Origin of the sequence: Kitasatospora sp. NPDC059160 (assembly GCF_042755465.1) — a bacterium.
GTDB lineage: Bacteria > Actinomycetota > Actinomycetes > Streptomycetales > Streptomycetaceae > Kitasatospora.
The window spans coordinates 1-16082 of the sequence record NZ_JBHZCN010000157.1 but is presented as its reverse complement, the minus strand read 5'-3'; the positions used below and the strand labels follow the sequence as shown (position 1 = coordinate 16082).

General features: G+C 74.4%; 8 protein-coding genes. 2 read left to right on the top strand and 6 right to left on the bottom strand.

Going from position 1 to position 16082, the window contains the following annotated elements:
- Nucleotides 1–48 precede the first annotated feature (48 nt).
- The 6 genes from ACFXOZ_RS39385 to ACFXOZ_RS39360 all read right to left on the bottom strand — a co-directional run bounded on the left by ACFXOZ_RS39385 (nt 49) and on the right by ACFXOZ_RS39360 (nt 12255).
- Nucleotides 49–744, bottom strand: a complete 696-nt coding sequence (locus tag ACFXOZ_RS39385; protein WP_380594818.1) for a formyltransferase family protein — start codon at nt 742–744, stop codon at nt 49–51.
- 58 nt (nt 745–802) lie between these two features.
- The gene (locus ACFXOZ_RS39380) at nt 803–2086 is read right to left on the bottom strand and encodes a cytochrome P450 (RefSeq protein ID WP_380594816.1); all 1284 of its coding nucleotides are present in this window, start codon (nt 2084–2086) and stop codon (nt 803–805) included.
- On the bottom strand, nt 2083–3879 hold the full coding sequence (locus ACFXOZ_RS39375; RefSeq protein ID WP_380529168.1) for a beta-ketoacyl synthase N-terminal-like domain-containing protein: 1797 nt from the start codon (nt 3877–3879) through the stop codon (nt 2083–2085). Before ACFXOZ_RS39375 ends, ACFXOZ_RS39380 begins: the two co-directional genes overlap by 4 nt.
- 47 nt (nt 3880–3926) lie before the next feature.
- A complete protein-coding gene (locus ACFXOZ_RS39370) occupies nt 3927–5753 on the bottom strand; it encodes an amino acid adenylation domain-containing protein (RefSeq protein ID WP_380594814.1) in 1827 nt (608 codons plus the stop codon).
- Nucleotides 5750–11830, bottom strand: a complete 6081-nt coding sequence (locus ACFXOZ_RS39365) for an acyltransferase domain-containing protein (protein WP_380594812.1) — start codon at nt 11828–11830, stop codon at nt 5750–5752. The genes ACFXOZ_RS39370 and ACFXOZ_RS39365 overlap by 4 nt, the downstream gene beginning before the upstream one ends.
- A 140-nt stretch (nt 11831–11970) precedes the next feature.
- A complete protein-coding gene (locus ACFXOZ_RS39360; protein ID WP_380529173.1) occupies nt 11971–12255 on the bottom strand; it encodes a hypothetical protein in 285 nt (94 codons plus the stop codon).
- A gap of 405 nt (nt 12256–12660) precedes the next feature.
- On the opposite strand from ACFXOZ_RS39360, the gene ACFXOZ_RS39355 reads away from it, so the two are divergent.
- Together ACFXOZ_RS39355 and ACFXOZ_RS39350 are read left to right on the top strand one after the other, a co-directional pair.
- Nucleotides 12661–14007, top strand: coding sequence for an MFS transporter (locus tag ACFXOZ_RS39355; RefSeq protein WP_380529175.1), 1347 nt, complete (start codon nt 12661–12663; stop codon nt 14005–14007).
- A gap of 95 nt (nt 14008–14102) precedes the next feature.
- Nucleotides 14103–15953, top strand: coding sequence for an acyl-CoA dehydrogenase (locus ACFXOZ_RS39350; protein ID WP_375890438.1), 1851 nt, complete (start codon nt 14103–14105; stop codon nt 15951–15953).
- The last annotated feature ends 129 nt before the right edge of the window (nt 15954–16082 follow it).

Sequence of the window (16082 nt, the reverse complement as noted above, 5' to 3'; positions counted from 1 at the left end):
CACCCGGAGGAGACGGGTGCGGGGCCGACGGCGCTTCGCCGTGCGGGCTCAGTGCTCGTGCAGCGCCCACCGGCTGCCGTCGACCCGCGCCGTGCCCGGCAGGGCGATCAGCTCGGGCTTGAACAACGGCGGCGCGCCCATCGCGGGCTCCCAGGTCGCCAGCGACTCGTCCTGGGGGACCTCGATCCGCCGGTCGGCGGCCAGGTCGGCGACCACCTTGAGCAGCAGCCGCACCCCGAGCGGCGCCAGGTGGTCGCGCCACAGGCTCTGCGCGGTCGAGCCCGGCGGTACGAACAGGTGCTGCTGGGCGGCGATCGGGCCGCCGTCGGTGCGCTCGGTCAGGTGGTAGACGCTTCCGCCGGTCACCTTGTCGCCGTCGCGGATCGTCCACCGGATCGCGTCCCGGCCGCGGTGCAGCGGCAGCAGGCTGGGGTGGTAGCCGATGGCGGCGACGGCGGCCCGGGCGCGGGTCTCCCGGCCGAGGAAGGCGTGCGAGTGCGCGGCGAGGATGACGTCCACCCCGTCGGGGACGTGCCGGGCCCGCAGTTCGGCCGAGTCCGTCCAGGGGATGTCCCTGGGGAACGCCCAGGCCCGTACGCGGTCCCAGCACATCGCGTCGGCCTCGTCGGACCGCCCTCTGCGCAGCCGGGGCGCGGCCGCACCGACGATCTTGTGTCCGCCGTCCAGCAGGGCCTCCGCGACCTGCACCGCGAACGCCCCTTGTCCCGATAGGTAGATGTTCAACCGTCCTCCTGCGCTCACTGGTCGGGTCGGGTCGGGTCTCGGTTTCGGCGTCGGCGCGTCAGTCGGCCCCGTCCAGCCCGGCCCCGTCCAGCCCGGCGCGGTCGGGCTCGAAGCGCACCGGCAGGGTGGCGAACCCGGTCAGGAAGTTGGAGCGGATCGGCCGCGGCTCGGCGGTCAGGTCGAAGCCGGTGGTGAAGTCCCGCAGTGCGCCGAGCAGTTCGGCGATCTCCACCTTGGCCAGGTAGGAGCCCACGCAGAAGTGCGGGCCGTACCCGAAGGCCAGGTGCTTGTTGGGGGTGCGGCCGAGGTCGAAGTGCTCGGGCCGGTCGAAGACCCGCTCGTCCCGGTTGCCGGAGGCGTGCCAGAGCGTGACGATCTCGCCGGGCCGCAGCCGTACGCCGTGCAGCTCGGTCTCCCGGACGACGCTGCGCCCGAAGTGCAGGGTGGGCGAGGCCCAGCGCAGCACCTCGTCCACGGCCGTCCCGAGCTCGACCTCGCCCCGCTTGAGCCGGTGCCACTGGTCGGGCCGGGCCGCCAGGGTCCGGACGCAGTCGATCATCGTCAGCCGGCTGGTCTCGTCGCCGCCGATGATCAGGCTGTAGCAGTTGAGCACCACGTCCTCGTCGGTCAGCGGCACGCCGTCGATCGAGCTGGCGACCAGCATGCTGATCACGTCCTCGCCCGGGTGCTCGCGGCGCTCCTCGACGACGTCCATGAAGTACATCAGGATCTCGTTGCGGGCCATCTCGGAGTCGACCTCGTCGACGTCCTCGTCGTCCGCCGAGAGCGCCGCCCTGGTGAGGCCGAGCAGGTGGTCCTGGTCCTGCTCGGGCACGCCCAGCAGGCTGCAGATGGTGCTCATCGGGATCCGGGCGGCGATCTGCTCGGCGAAGTCGCAGCCGCCGGAGGCGACCGCCGCGCGGATCCACCGCCGGGTGTTGGCCCGGACGGTGGTGGCCACCTCGTCCAGCACCCGTGGGGAGAGCACCCGTTGCAGGATCTTGCGCAGCTCGTGGTGGCGGTGCCCGTCGGTGACGGCCAGCATCCGGCCCGCCCCGGCGTCGCCGCCCTCCAGCAGGGTGACCAGGACGTTGCCGCGCTCGGAGGTGAAGTGCGCGTCGTCCCGGTAGGTGGCCAGGATGTCCTCGTGCCGGGAGAGCACCCAGAACCCGCGCCGGCCGTCGGCCGGGGGGTTCCAGTGCAGCGGCGCCTCGTCCCGCAGGGTGCGCCAGTACCCGACGAGGTCGAGGCCGGGATCGGCGAAGGTGGCCGGGTCGCCCAGGTCCACGGCGGCCGGGGCGCGGGTCGGGGTCGGGGTCGGGGCCGGGGTGCGCACGGTCACCAGTCCGTGCGCCAGAACCGGCGCGGCTGGAAGGGGTAGGTGGGCAGCGGCACCCGGTGGCTGGCCTCGCCGCGGTGCAGGGCGTCGAAGTCCACCGGCCGGCCGCCCACCCAGGCGGCGGCCAGCTCGGCCAGCGCCCCGGCGTCCCGGCCGGCCGGCACCAGGCCGTGGTCGGTGCGGGCGAACGCGCCCGCGTCGACGGCCGGGGCGGCGGCGGTCGAGGTGACGACGCCGCCCGCGGGCTCCCCGGCGAGCGCCGCGATCAGCTCCTCCCGGCTGCGCACCACGGCCGCCCAACGGCGGGGCAGCACCTTGCGGCCGAGGTTGAGGCTGTAGCAGACGTCGTCCAGCCGCAGCGTCGGGTCGGCCGCCAGCCGCTCCCGGAGCCGGGTGCGCTGGCGGGCCAGGGTCTCGTCGTCCAGGGCGGACAGGGTGGCCAGCCGGGGCCGGCCCGCCTCCTCGGGCTCGCGCCGGGCCGGGGCCGGCGGCTCCTCCAGCAGCAGGTGGGCGTTGTAGCCGCCGCCGCCGATCGAGGTGATGCCCGCCCGGCGGATACCGGACTCCGGTTCCCAGTCGGCCCCTTCGAGCTGCGGCACGAACGGTGTGCCGGGCAGGTCGAGGTCCGGGTTGACCTCGGTCAGGTTGATCGTCGCCGGGAGCTGCCGGTGGTACAGCGCCAGCGCGGCCTTGACCGCCCCGAAGCCGCCGGAGACCACGCCGCCGTGGCCCACGTTGCCCTTGACCCCGCCGATCGAGGTGGTCGCGGTCTGCTTGCCGAACGCCATGGTCGCCGCGTGCACCTCGAGCTCGTCGGTCATCGGCAGACCGAGCCCGTTGGCCTCGTACATGCCCACCGTCTCGGGGGCGACGCCGCCGACCTCCATGGCGCTCGCGATGCAGGCGCTCAGCCGCTCGGGCTGGGCCAGGCCGTAGGCCATCGCGCTGACCCCGTTGTTGTTCACGGCCGAGCCCTTGACCACGGCGTAGACGTGGTCGCGGTCGGCGACGGCGTGCCCCAGCGGCTTGAGCAGCACGGTGACCACGCCGCTGGACAGCGCGGTGCCGGTGCCGTTGGCGTCGAAGGGGCGGCAGTGGCCGTCCCGGGACAGGATCCGGTTCTCCTCCCACAGGTGGCCGCGCGGGTGCGGCAGCCGCACCATCGCGCCGCCCGCGACCGCCAGGTCGGTCTGGCCGAGCAGCAGCGACTGACAGGCCAGGTGCACCGCGTAGTGGAAGCCCGCGCAGACGGCCGCGACGGTGACGGCCTCGCCGGTGAGCCCCAGGTAGTACAGGGCGTTGGAGGTCATGGTGTCCGGCGACCAGGCCAGGCTGGCCTCGATCGCCTCCGGGCCGACCGACACCCGGTCCGGCGGGGAGCTGTAGAGCGCGGCGGTCTGCGGGTTGTTGGCGCCGTACATCCCGATCTCGGCGTCCAGCCGCTCGGGGTCGTAGCCGCCGTCCTCCAGCGACTCCCAGGCGCTCTCCAGGAACAGCCGGTTCTCCGGGGTCATCGCGGCGGCCATCCGGTCGCTGATGCCGAACACCGAGGGGTCGAACCTGTCGTAGGTGTCCAGCACGCCGCAGGCGCGCACGTAGAAGGGGCTGTGGATCAGGGTCTCGTCGACGTGGATGTCGTCCTTGGCCAGGAAGGAGATCGACTCCCGGCCGTGGACGAGGTTGTCCCAGAACTGTTCCTTGGTACGGGCGCCGGGGGCCCGTAGCGACATGCCGATGACGGCCACGTCGCCCGGGTCGTAGTCCTGCTCGGGGGCCTGCTCGGGGTGGTCGGTCATGGGAGGCTCCTGCTCCGTGGTGGGGTGGGGCGGCTCGGGTCGCGGGCTCAGCGGTCGCCGGCCGGGCGTCCGCGCAGGGCCGCGCGGCGGGCGCCGGCCCGGCGGCGGGCCGACTGCACCACCTCGGGGGTCGCGCCCTCCTCCTCGTCGAGCCAGCGGGCGAGCGAGGCGATGTCGCGGAAGCTGAACAGGTCGGGCACCCGGACCCGCCGGTCGAAGCGACGGGTCATCAGCCGGGCCAGCCGGATCAGCAGCAGTGAGTCGCCGCCGAGGTCGTAGAAGGCGGCCTGGACGTCGATGCCGGACGGTTCGAGGTCGAGCAGCTGCCCCCAGATCTCGGCCAGGGCGAGCTCGGTGGGCGTGCTCGGCGCGGTCGTCGGCCCGCCGGTGCCGGCGGCCGGCGGCTCGGGGAGCGCGCTGCGGTCCAGCTTGCCGCCCGGCCCGAGCGGCAGCGCGGGCAGCACCACCAGGGTGGCGGGCACCAGGTAGTCGGGCAGTTCGGCGGCGAGCCGGGCGGTGACGGTGCCCTGGAGCGCCGCGTCCAGCCGGGGCCCGTCCGGGGCGGGGCCGTCGCCCGCGGGCACCAGGTAGCCGACCAGCCGGTTGCCGCGGACGGCGGCGGCGGCCTCCCGGACCTCGGGGCAGCCGGTCAGCCGGGCCTCGACCTCCTCCAGCTCGATCCGGTAGCCGCGCAGCTTGACCTGGTGGTCGGTGCGGCCGAGGAAGCGCAGCTCACCGCCCTCGGTGAACGCGACCAGGTCGCCGGTGCGGTACATCCGCCCGCCTGGGTGGAACGGGTCGGGCAGGAAGCGCTCGGCGGTGGTCTCCGGCCGGTTGACGTAGCCGTGCGCGACCCCGGCGCCGCCGAGGTACAGCTCGCCCGGGGCGCCGGTCGGGACGGGCCGGCGCTGCTCGTCCAGCACGTACACCAGGGCGCCCTCGGTCGGCGGGCCGATCGTCGGCTCCTCGGCCGACTCCTCGGGGACGAGGCCGAAGGAGCAGAACACGGTGCCCTCGGTGGGGCCGTAGGCGTTGAACACCCGGGTCGCGCCGGTCTCCCGGTACGTCCGGTCGACCAGCTTGCGGCGCAGCGCCTCGCCGCCGAACACCACGGTGCGCAGGTTGGGCGGCAGCGCCCCGGCGTCGAGCAGGCCGTTCATCACCGACGGCACGGCGTTGAGGTGGGTGATCCGGTCGGCGTACCGGCTCTCCGGCAGGTGCACGGCGCTCTCGACCAGCACCACGGCGCCGCCCCGGCACAGCGCGTTGAAGATCTCCATCACGGACATGTCGAAGCAGACCGAGCTGGCCGCCGCGACCCCGCTCAGGTCGCAGCCCTCCAGGACGCGGTCCATCGCGGCGAGCATCGCCACCGCGCCGCCGTGCCGCACCGCCACGCCCTTGGGCCGGCCGGTGGAGCCCGAGGTGTAGATGATGTACGCGGTGTCCCCGGGCACGACCGGGACGGGCCTCGCGCCCGGCTCGGTGCGCACCGCGGCGCCGTCCAGCACCAGCACGGTCGGGCCGGGCGGGCAACTCGCCCGGGAGGCGGGGGTGGTGAGCAGCAGCCGGGTGCCGCTGTCCTGCACCATGAGGCCCAGCCGGTCGGCGGGGTAGTTCGGGTCCAGCGGCAGGTAGCAGGCGCCGCTGCGCAGCGCGGCCAGGAGGGCGACCAGCAGGTCGGGGGTGCGTTCGACGCAAATCCCGACCGGGACGCCCGGGCCGGCCCCGGCGGCGGTCAGCCGTTCGGCCAACTCGGCCGATCGGCGGTCGAGTTCGCCGTAGCCGAGGACGCCGGCCTCAGCGTACACCGCGATCGCGTCGGGGTTCTTGGCGGCCAGTTCGACGAAGGCGGAGTGCAGGGTGTCGGTCACCGGTCCGCCTCCTCGGGCAGGCCGGCCGGGGCGACGGCGCCGAGGGCGAGGCCGGGCCGGGCGATCGACTCGAAGAGCACGGTGCGGTACAGCGCGAGCAGTGCGGTCACGGTGCGCCTTTCCAGGTAGCTCGGTTTGAACTGGACGTGGCCGGCCACTTCGCCGTCGATGTCGGCCATCGAGATCTCCAGGTCGAACTTGGCGAGGTGGCGGCGCACCTGGAGCGGTTCGAGCGGCAGGGCGCCGTCCGGGGTGAGGGTGGAGCCGACGCCGTGGAAGAGCTTGACCGAGCGGGGGAAGGCCTCCGAGGACAGCCAGTTGACCACCACGTCGAACCACGGGGAGCGGCCCTCGGCGCGCGGCGGCCGGAGCCGGGAGGCCAGCAGGTCGAGGGGGTAGTTCATGTGCTCCAGCAGGCCGAGCGAGAAGTCGTGCACCTCGCGCAGCAGGTCGCGGAAGCTGCGGTCGGCGGCCGGGTTGGCCCGGACCAGCACGGTGTTGAGGTAGTAGCCGACGGCGGACTCCCAGCCGGGCTCGGCCCGTTGGGCGATCGCGGTGGCCAGCACCGCGTCCTCGGTGCCGACCGCGCGGTTGAGGGTGGCGAAGAACCCGGCCAGCACCACGGTGCTGATCGACACGCCCTCGCGCAGCGCGAACTCCCGCAGCAGCCGGGTCTCCTCGGCGCTCCAGCGGAACGCCAGGTCGCGGCCCTCGTAGGTGACGCCCGGCGGCCGCTCCCGGTCGGACAGGTCGAGGTGGGCGGGCGGGTCGGCCAGCTTCGCCGACCACCAGTCCAGCGCCGCCGCGGCAGCCGGCCCGGCCAGCCACTGCCGCTCCCATGCGACGAACTCGGTGTACGGGGCGGCCGGTGCGTCGGCAACCGGGTCGGCACCCGGGTCGGCGCCTTGGTCGGCGCCCTGGCAGGAGGCCTGGTAGAAGGCCTGGAGTTCGCGGATCATCACATCGGCGGAGGCCGCGTCCGAGGCGATGTGGTGGACCAGCACCAGCAGGTAGTGGTCGGCCGGACCCCGGCCCAGCAGGACGACCCGCACCAGCGGCCCGTTGTCGAGGTCGAGCGGCCGGTGCCCCTGCCGGGCCAGCTCCTCGCGGGCCTGCTCCTCGTCCAGCGCGGAGCCGTCCAGCGCCAGGAACTCGTACACCGGTTCGTCCAGGACGACTTGGTACGGCCGCCCGCCCGCCTCGACGAAGAGGGTGCGCAGCGCCGGGTGGCGGGCCGTCACGGCCCGGACGGCGCGCTCCAGGGCCTTCTCGTCGACCGTGCTGCGGATCCGGGCGGTCACCATGAAGTTGTAGGGGACGGCGTCCGGCGAGACCATCTGCATGAACCAGAGCGAGGCCTGGCCGTGCGAGGCGGGTGCCAGGGCGAGGCCCAGGTCGTCGGCGCGCAGCTGCTCCAGGGCCGGCGCGTCGGTGGCGTCCAGCAGGCCGCGGGCGTCCAGTTCGTCGAGCAGTTCCTCGGCGTCCAGCTCGGAGAGTTCGTCGAGGAAGGCGTGGTCCGCCGGGCGGGTGGGGGCCGGTACGGGAGTCGGCGCGGCAGTCGGTGCGGGGGCGGTTGCGGGCGTGCTCGCGGGGGCGCCGCCGCCGGTGAGCTCGACGAAGTGGCCGACCACCTCGGAGATCGGGCGGCCGTCCAGGAACACCACCGGCGACACCCGCTGCCCGAACAGCGCCTGCATCCGGTTGACCAGCCGGATCCCCACCATCGAGTCCAGGCCGAAGTCCCGCAGGCAGGCGTCGGTGTCGAAGCCGCTCACCGGCACGCCCAGCGCGTCGGCGAGTTCGGCGAGGACGACCTCCGCCACCGGCCGGGCCGCGGGCTCGGGCCCGGCCTGCACGACGGCCTGCACGTCGGCTTGTACGACGGTCGCCGCCGCGGGCGCGGTGGCGACCGGCGCAGCCGTCGGGGCGGCCGGGGCCCGTGGGGCCTGCGGCTCGGTGTCGATCCAGTAGCGCTCCTTCTGCCACGCCACCAGCGGGGTCTCCACCGGCTCGACGTCGTCGTCGAACAGCGGGTCGAAGGTCAGCGGCAGGCCCCGGACGTACAGCGAGGCGGCCGCGCCCAGCAGGCAGCGCAGGTCGCTCTCCTCGCGCCGCAGCGAGTTGACCGCGTGCACCCGCGCCCCGCGGGTGAGGGCGATCTCCTCGACCGCGCCGCGCAGCGTCTCGTGCGGGCCGATCTCGACGAAGGTGCCGACGCCCCGGTCGACCAGCGCCCCGATGGTCTCGGCGAAGCGGACCTGGTTGCGCAGGTTGTGCACCCAGTAGTCCACGTCGGTGGCCGGGTTGACCGCCTCGGCCAGCGCGGTGGAGTGGAAGTCGATGACGGGCGGCAGCGCGGTGATGCCCTCGATGCCCTCGCGCAGCGGCTGGAGCAGCGGGTCCATCCCCGGGCTGTGCACCGGCCGTTCGACCCGGATCCGGCGGACCGACACCCCCTCCCGCCGCAGGTCGGCCTCCAGGGCGTCGACGGCCTCGGGCGAGCCGGAGACCGCCGCGCTGGTGGGGCTGTTGACCACGGCGACGGCCGCGTGCGCGGCGTACGGGGCGAGCCGGGGCAGCAGCTCCGCCTCCGGCAGGTCGACCGAGATCATCGCGCCCGCGGCCGCCTTGCGTTCCAGCAGGTGCGAGCGGGTGACCACGACCCGGGCGGCGTCCTCCAGCGACAGCGCCCCGGCCACGCAGGCGGCCGCGACCTCGCCCAGGCTGTGCCCGACCACGGCGGCCGGCTCGACGCCGAGCCCGAGCCAGACCTTCGCCAGCGACACCTGGAGGGCGAACAGCACCGGCTGCTGGACGTCCATCTCCTCGTACCGGGCCCGCTCGGCCGGGGCGGCCAGCTGCTCCAGCACCGAGCAGCCGCCGGCCGCGCGCACGGCGGCGTCGCAGGCGGTCATCCAGTCGCGGAACCCGGCGTGGGAGCGCAGGAGTTCACGGCCCATGCCGACCCACTGGGTGCCGCCGCCGGAGAACACCAGCGCCACCCGGCGGTCGACGTTCCCGGAGACCGCCCCGGTGACGACCTCGGGGTGCGGCCGGCCGGCGGCGACCCGGGCGAGGCCGTCCAGGACGTCCTGCCGGCTGCGGGCGAACAGCGCGATCCGGTGGTTGTGGTGGGTGCGCCGGGCGGCGAGGGTGTACGCGAGGTCGGCGACCCGCAGGCCGGGGTCGCGTTCGACGCGGTTGGACAGTTCGCGGCAGGTGTCGGCCAGCGCGCCCGCCGTCCGGGCCGTGACGGGCACCAGGTGCAGCCGGCCCTCCGGGGCGGGGTCGGCCTGGCCGGGGGCGGTGTGCCGGCCCCGGTCACCGGCCAGGAAGGGGTGCGCTGGGACGGCCAGCCCGGCGGCGTACAGCGCGCCGAGCGAGCCGAGCAGGGCGACGGCCTCGTCCTCGCCGCGCCGCAGCGAGGGCAGGGTGGCGGCGGGGAGCAGTTCCGACACCGACTTGAGCAGCAGCGGGTGCGGGCTGAGCTCGATCACCGCGTCGACGTCGTACCCGCGCAGGCCGGTCAGGGCGTCGACCACCCGGATCTCCCGGCGCAGGTTCTCCGCCCAGTAGTCCGGGCCGAGTTCGGCGCCGTCCACGGCCTCGCCGGTGACGGTGGAGATCATCGGGATCCGGGTGCTCCGGGGGCGGATGCCGTCGAGCTCCACCTTCAACGGCGCGAGCACGTGGTCGACCAGCGGGGAGTGCGGGGCGTGGCCCATCCGCACCCGGTGGTTGGTGACGCCCGCGTCGGTGAGCCGCCGGACCAGGCCGTCGATCTCCTGCGGGGTGCCGGTGACCAGGGTGGAGCGCAGGCCGTTGCGGCCGGAGAGGGTGAGCCCGCCGGTCAGGTACGGCGCGACCTCGTCCGCGGCGGTCATCACCACGATGCCCTCGCCCCGCCCGACGGCCAACTGCTGGAGCAGCCGGCCGTGGTGGGCGGCCAGCCGGGAGGCGTCGTCGAAGTCGAGCGCGCCGGCCACGTGGGCGGCGGCGAACTCGCCGACGCTCTGCCCGACCACCACGTCCGGCTCCACGCCCAGCGCGCGCCAGGTCTCGGCCAGCGCGACCTGGAGGGAGAACAGCAGCGGCTGGAAGACGTCCATGTCGTCCAGTCGGCCGTCCGGGGAGAGCAGTTGCTCGACCAGGGAGAAGCCCAGCAGCTCCTTCATCCGCCGGTCGGAGCGCAGCATCGAGCGGCGGAACACCGGCATTCCGGCCAGTAGCTGGCGGCCCATGCCGACCCACTGGGAGCCGTTGCCGGAGAACAGGAACGCCACCCGCGGGCGGCGCCCGGCCGCCTCGCCGACGCTCAGCCCGCGGGCCGGCGCCCCGGCGCCGAAGGCGTCCAGCTGGGTGCGGAGTTCGGCCAGGTCCCGGGCGGCGGCCGCGAGCCGGAACGCCCCCTCGCCGGGTGCGCGGCGGCACAGTTCGCGCAGGTCGGTGGCGTCGCGCAGGGCGCGGGCCCGTTCCGCCAGCGCCTCCGGGGAGTCGGCGGCCAGCAGCAGCAGGGAGCCCTCGGGGCGCGGCAGTTCCTCCACCGCGACGTGGCAGATCGCGCCGCCGAAGCCGAAGGAGCTGACCCCGCCCCGGCGGGCGTCGGAGCGCCGCGGCCAGGGCGTCAACCGGTCCTGGACGGTCATCCGGTACTCGTCGAAGAGGATCTGCGGGTTCGGCGTGCTGTAGTGCAGGCTCGGCGGCAGCACGCCGTTGCGCATCGACAGCGCCAGCTTGACCAGCCCGACGATGCCCGCCGCCGCCTCCAGGTGGCCCACGTTGGACTTGACGGAGCCCAGCCGCAGCGGCTCGGTGCGGTCGCCGCCGAGGACGGCGCCGATCGCATTGGCCTCGATCGGGTCGCCGAGCGGCGTCGCCGAGCCGTGGCACTCGATGTAGTCCACCAGGTGCGGGTCGATGCCGGCCCGCCGGTACGCGGTGCGCAGCATCTTCTCCTGCGCCTGCGGGTTCGGCGCGGTCATCCCGTTGCTCAGGCCGTCGTTGTTGGAGGAGCTGCCCTTGATCAGGCAGTACACCGGCAGGTCGCGCTCCAGGGCCACGCTGAGCGGCGCGAGCACGACGACACCGGCGCCCTCGCCGCGGACGTAGCCGTCGGCCCGGGCGTCGAAGGACTTGCAGCGGCCGTCCGGGGCGAGCGCGCCCATCGCGTCCATCGCGGTGTAGTAGTCGGAGACGAAGCTCAGGTTGACGCCGCCGGCCAGCACGAGGTCGCTCTCGCCGAGCTGGATCGACTGGCAGCCGACGTGCACCGAGACCAGGGAGCCCGCGCAGGCGGCGTCGATGGCCATGCTCGGGCCCTGCAGCCCCAGGACGTAGGAGACCCGGTTGGCGATGATGCCGTCGTGCATGCCGGTCGCGGTGTGTGGGGTGATCTGGGCGTCGGGCCCGCGGTAGTGCGCCAGGGCGGCGTAGTCGCCCCAACAGGAGGCCATGAACACGCCGGTGTCGCTGCCGAGCAGGGTGTGCGGGGCGATGCCCGCGTCCTCCAGGGCCTCCCAGCACAGTTCCAGGACCAGCCGCTGCTGCGGGTCCATCTGGACGGCCTCGCGCGGCGAGATGCCGAAGAACAGCGGGTCGAACCGGTCGATGCCGTCGACGAACCCGCCCCAGCGGACCGCGTCGTTCATCAGCGCCCGGCGCGCGGCCGGGACGGGTCCGACGGCGTCACCGCCCTCCACCAGCAGCCGCCAGAACGCGGACGGGTCCGGACCGCCGGGGAAGCGGCAGCCGATGCCCACGACCGCGACCGGCTCGTGGGGACGGGCGCCGCGCTCGGCGCCCCGGGCGGGCTGCGCCTCGCGCGGACCCTCGACCAGGGCCCGGGCCAGCTCGCCGACGGTCGGGTACTGCCAGAGCCAGGTGGCGGGGACGGCGCGCCCGAGGAAGGCGGACAGCTCGGCGGCGAGCGCCACCGACCGCGCGGAGTCCAACCCGTACCGGTGCAGCGGGGCCCGGGGGTCCAGGGTGTTCGCGGACACGTCCAACAGTGCGGATACGCGGGAGAGCAGGAAGTCCGTGACGGCGGACGGGTCCGGCACCGTGCGTTCTTGGGGCATGGCGACTCCCTGGGCAGGGCGGAAGGAGGGAACGGGGAACGGGGGAATGGACGGGGGAACGGGCGGGGCAACGGGTGGGTCGGGACTGCCCGGCCGGACGGCTCGCGACAGCCTGGATCAGCCGCGTGCGGACGTGCGGATCAGCGGCTCGGATCGCTCGGATCGGCTCGGGTGATCGCGCAACAGCGGCCCACTGTGAAGTTCTCGCCGACGCGTGCGGCGCGGCGCCTGCCGGCCGGTCCGTCGGCGCTGTGGTCGCCGTGGACCGCGCGGAGCTGGTGTCCCGGTCCGCCCTGGATGCGGAGGTCGATCGGAAGGCCGATCGGACGGTCGATCGGGTCTGGCGCAACGAGTGTGCGAACTGTGCGAATCGATGTGCGGCGGATCACCGGGTCTTTACCGACCAGCGGGTACGAGAGTGCCACTTGGCGATTGGTGAGACAAGCGTCGTCTGCGAGCCGGTCCGGGCAGTGGCGGGATCCGATCGCCAAAGTGTCCGATTCGACCTGCTCGATCGAACGGCTCCGGCCGAGCGGTGGCGACGGCGGGTGAACCGCTGCACGGCGGGCTTTCGTTCGCGCGCGATACGGCTAACCTGCCTGAAAGGTAAGGGAGTTGGAGCACGGTCGGGATTCCCCGCGAGGGGTGAGGGGTGGACAGCGGACGATCAGCGCGGGCAAGCTGACCCCCATGCCAGTTGCGAGCCCTGAGACAGCGTCAGCCTGCGTCGACCGCTCCTTAGCCCCTCGGGGCCCCTCACGGTGCCCGGCGCTTGCACCGCCCGGTGCACCGGGCCGCACCGGCCGGGCCGACCGTTCCGGCGGCCGGGCATGACCGACGTCGCGGTGCAGCCGCTGACCCGACCGGGACTGGCCCTCGGGGTGCTGGCCGGGGCGCTCGCCCTGGACGTGAGCGGCCTCGGGGTGCTCAACGCCGCCCTGCCCTCCGTCGGCAGCCGCTTCGAGCTCGCCGACACCACCCTCCAGTGGGTGATGACCGCCTACGCCGTCACCTTCGCCGGCTTCCTGCTGGTCGGCGGCCGACTGGCCGACGTGCTCGGCCGGCGGCGGGTGTTCGAGGTCGGCGTCGCCGTGTTCACCGTCTCCGCGCTGGTCGGGGCGGTGGCGCCGAACATCGGGGTGCTGCTGGGGGCGCGCGCCGTCCAGGGCGTCGGCGCCGCGCTGTCGGGACCGGCCGCGCTGGCCCTGCTCTCCGAGGCGTTCCCGGCCGGTCCGGCCCGCAACCGGGCGTTCAGCGTCTACGCGGCGGTCGGCGCCGCGAGTTTCAGCGGCGGTGTGCTGCTCGGCGGCGTGCTGACCCAGTTCCTCGGATGGCGTTCGGTGCTGTGGTTCTCGGTGCTGCTGGGGGCCGCCGTGCTCGCGGTCACCAGGATCGGCCTGCCCGACGGCCCCGGGCACCGCGGCCGGCTGGACCTGCCCGGCGCGGTCGCCGGCACCCTCGGCCTCACCCTGCTGGTGGTCGGGGTGAGCAGCTCCGGCGCCACGGCCTGGACGGTGCTGGCCGCCGCCGCGCTCTGCCTGGTGCTGTTCGTGGTGCGGGAGCACCGCACCGCCGACCCGGTCCTCCCGCTCGGCCTGTTCCGGCTCGGCTCCGTCCGGGCGGCGAGCCTGGCGGCGTTCCTCCAGTACACGGGCTCGGTCGGGATGCTGTTCTTCGCGCCGCTGTACCTCCAGGGGATGCTGGACTACTCCCCGTTCGAGTCCGGCCTGGCGCTGGTGCCGATGTCCGCCGCGGTGTTCCTCACCGCCAACTTCGCCACCGGCCGGCTGCTGGCCCGCTTCACCCCGCGCACCCTGATGTCCGTCGGCCTGGTGCTGATCGGCGTCGGCACCGGGCTCTGGCTGGGCACCCCGCACGAGGGCTCCTACCTGGTGCACGTGCTCCCCGGCCTGGTGCTCAGCGGCATCGGCCAGGGCCTGAACTTCCCCTCGATGACCACCGCCGGGCTGGCCGGCGTCCCGGCCGAACGGCAGGGCGTCGCCGGGGCGGTCAACGTGGTGACCCAGCAGATCGGCGCGAGCGTCGGCGTGGCGCTGCTGGTCCTGGTCGCCGGGACCGGTACGGACCGGCTCGACGGCTACCACCTCGCCTACGTCACCGCCGCCGCGGCCTGTCTCCTCGGCGCCGCCGCCGTCGCCGCGGGTCGCCGCACCTGACGGGCCCCGCAGCTGACGGGCCCCGCGCCTGACGCACCCCGCACCCGGCCCGCGGGCCCCGCTCGCGACGGTTGACGGCTCCGGTCCGGTGGAGCATGCTGCTGACGAAGCCAAGCAAGCGCTTAGTCACTCGCGAAAGGCGCCACCCCGTGCCGTCCCTGCTGCTCTCCCGTCGCGACCTCGACTTCCTGCTGTACGAGTGGCTGGACGTCCCCTCGCTCACGGCGCGCCCCCGGTACGCCGACCACTCGCGGGAGACCTTCGACGCCGCCCTGGACCTCGGCGAGCAGGTCGCCACCCGGCACTTCGCGCCGCACAACAAGCGGAACGACGCCGAGGAGCCGCGCTTCGACGGCGAGCGGGTGCACATCATCCCCGAGGTCCGGGAGGCGCTGGCCGTCTTCGCGGACACCGGGCTGCTCGGCAGCGCCATGGACCAGGAGGTCGGCGGCGCCCAGCTGCCGTCCGTGGTGGCCAGCGCCTGCTTCGCCTGGTTCCAGGCCGCCAACCCGGGGACCTCCGGCTACCCGTTCCTCACCGTGGGCAACGCCAACCTGCTGCTGGCGCACGGCAGTCGGGACCAGATCGACACCTACGTCCGGCCCATGGTCGAGGGGCGGTTCTTCGGCACCATGTGCCTGTCGGAACCGCAGGCCGGCTCCTCGCTCGCCGACCTGCGCACCCGGGCGGAGCCGCGCGCCGACGGCAGCTACCGGCTGTTCGGCAACAAGATGTGGATCTCCGGCGGCGACCACGAGCTGTCCGAGAACATCGTCCACCTGGTGCTGGCCAGGATCCCCGGCGGGCCGCCCGGGGTGAAGGGCCTCTCGCTGTTCATCGTGCCCAAGGTGCTGGTCGGTGCCGACGGCACGCTCGGCGAGCGCAACGACGTCGTACTGGCCGGGCTGAACCACAAGATGGGCTTCCGGGGGACGACCAACACCCTGCTCAACTTCGGCGAGGGCGTGCACCGGCCGGGCGGCGAGCCCGGCGCCGTCGGACACCTGGTCGGCGAGCCGCACCACGGCCTCGCCTACATGTTCCACATGATGAACGAGGCCCGGATCGGCGTCGGCCTCGGCGCCACCGCGCTCGGCTACACCGGCTACCTGCACGCCCTGGACTACGCCCGCACCCGCCCCCAGGGCCGTCCGGTCGGGGCCAAGGACCCGGACGCGCCCCAGGTGCCGATCATCGCCCACGCCGACGTGCGCCGGATGCTGCTGGCCCAGAAGTCCTACGCGGAGGGCGCGTTGGCCCTGGTGCTGTACTGCGGCCGACTGCTCGACGAGGAGCGCACCGGCGCCTCCCCGGAGGACCGCGCCCGCGCCCACCTGCTGCTGGACGTCCTCACCCCGATCGCCAAGAGCTGGCCCTCCCAGTGGTGCCTGGAGGCCAACAGCCTCGCCATCCAGGTGCACGGCGGCTACGGCTACACCCGGGAGTACGACGTCGAGCAGTTCTACCGCGACAACCGGCTCAACCCCATCCACGAGGGCACCCACGGGATCCACGGCCTCGACCTGCTCGGCCGCAAGGTCGTCATGGACGGCGGCGCGGGCCTGCGCCTGCTCGTCGAGACGGTCTCGGCGACCACCGCCCGCGCCGCGAGCGCCGGGGGCGAGGCCGCCGAGTACGCGGGGCAGCTCGACGAGGCCGTCCGGCGCATCGTCCCGGTCACCCGGCGGCTGTGGGCGACGGGGGACCCGGAGACGGCGCTGGCCAATGCCACCGTCTACCTCGAAGCGGTCGGGCACACCGTCGTGGCCTGGCTGTGGCTGGAGCAGCTGCTCGCCGCCGACGGGGGCACCGAGCCCGTGCACGAGGGGAAGCGGCACGCCTGCCGGTACTTCTTCCGGCATGAACTGCCCAGGACCGAGGCCCAGTTCAGGCTGTTGGAGAGTCTGGACCGGACTGCCGTGGAGATTCCGGACGACGCGTTCTGAGGGGGGTCCTGCCGGGGCGGAGCCACGGCCGCGGGGGCCCCGGGGGGGGGGGGGGGGGGCGCCCCGGGGGCCGCGGGGGGACCCGCGGGGGTTAAACCGGGGGGTGTGGGGGGTGGGAAAAAAAAAAAA

Bases quoted from the DNA above. Each gene is read 5' to 3' on its own strand.
- ACFXOZ_RS39375 (WP_380529168.1), bottom strand. From the start codon at position 3,879: ATGACCGACCACCCCGAGCAGGCCCCCGAGCAGGACTACGACCCGGGC.
- ACFXOZ_RS39365 (WP_380594812.1), bottom strand. From the start codon at position 11,830: ATGCCCCAAGAACGCACGGTGCCGGACCCGTCCGCCGTCACGGACTTC.
- ACFXOZ_RS39355 (WP_380529175.1), top strand. From the start codon at position 12,661: ATGACCGACGTCGCGGTGCAGCCGCTGACCCGACCGGGACTGGCCCTC.
- ACFXOZ_RS39350 (WP_375890438.1), top strand. From the start codon at position 14,103: ATGCTGCTGACGAAGCCAAGCAAGCGCTTAGTCACTCGCGAAAGGCGC.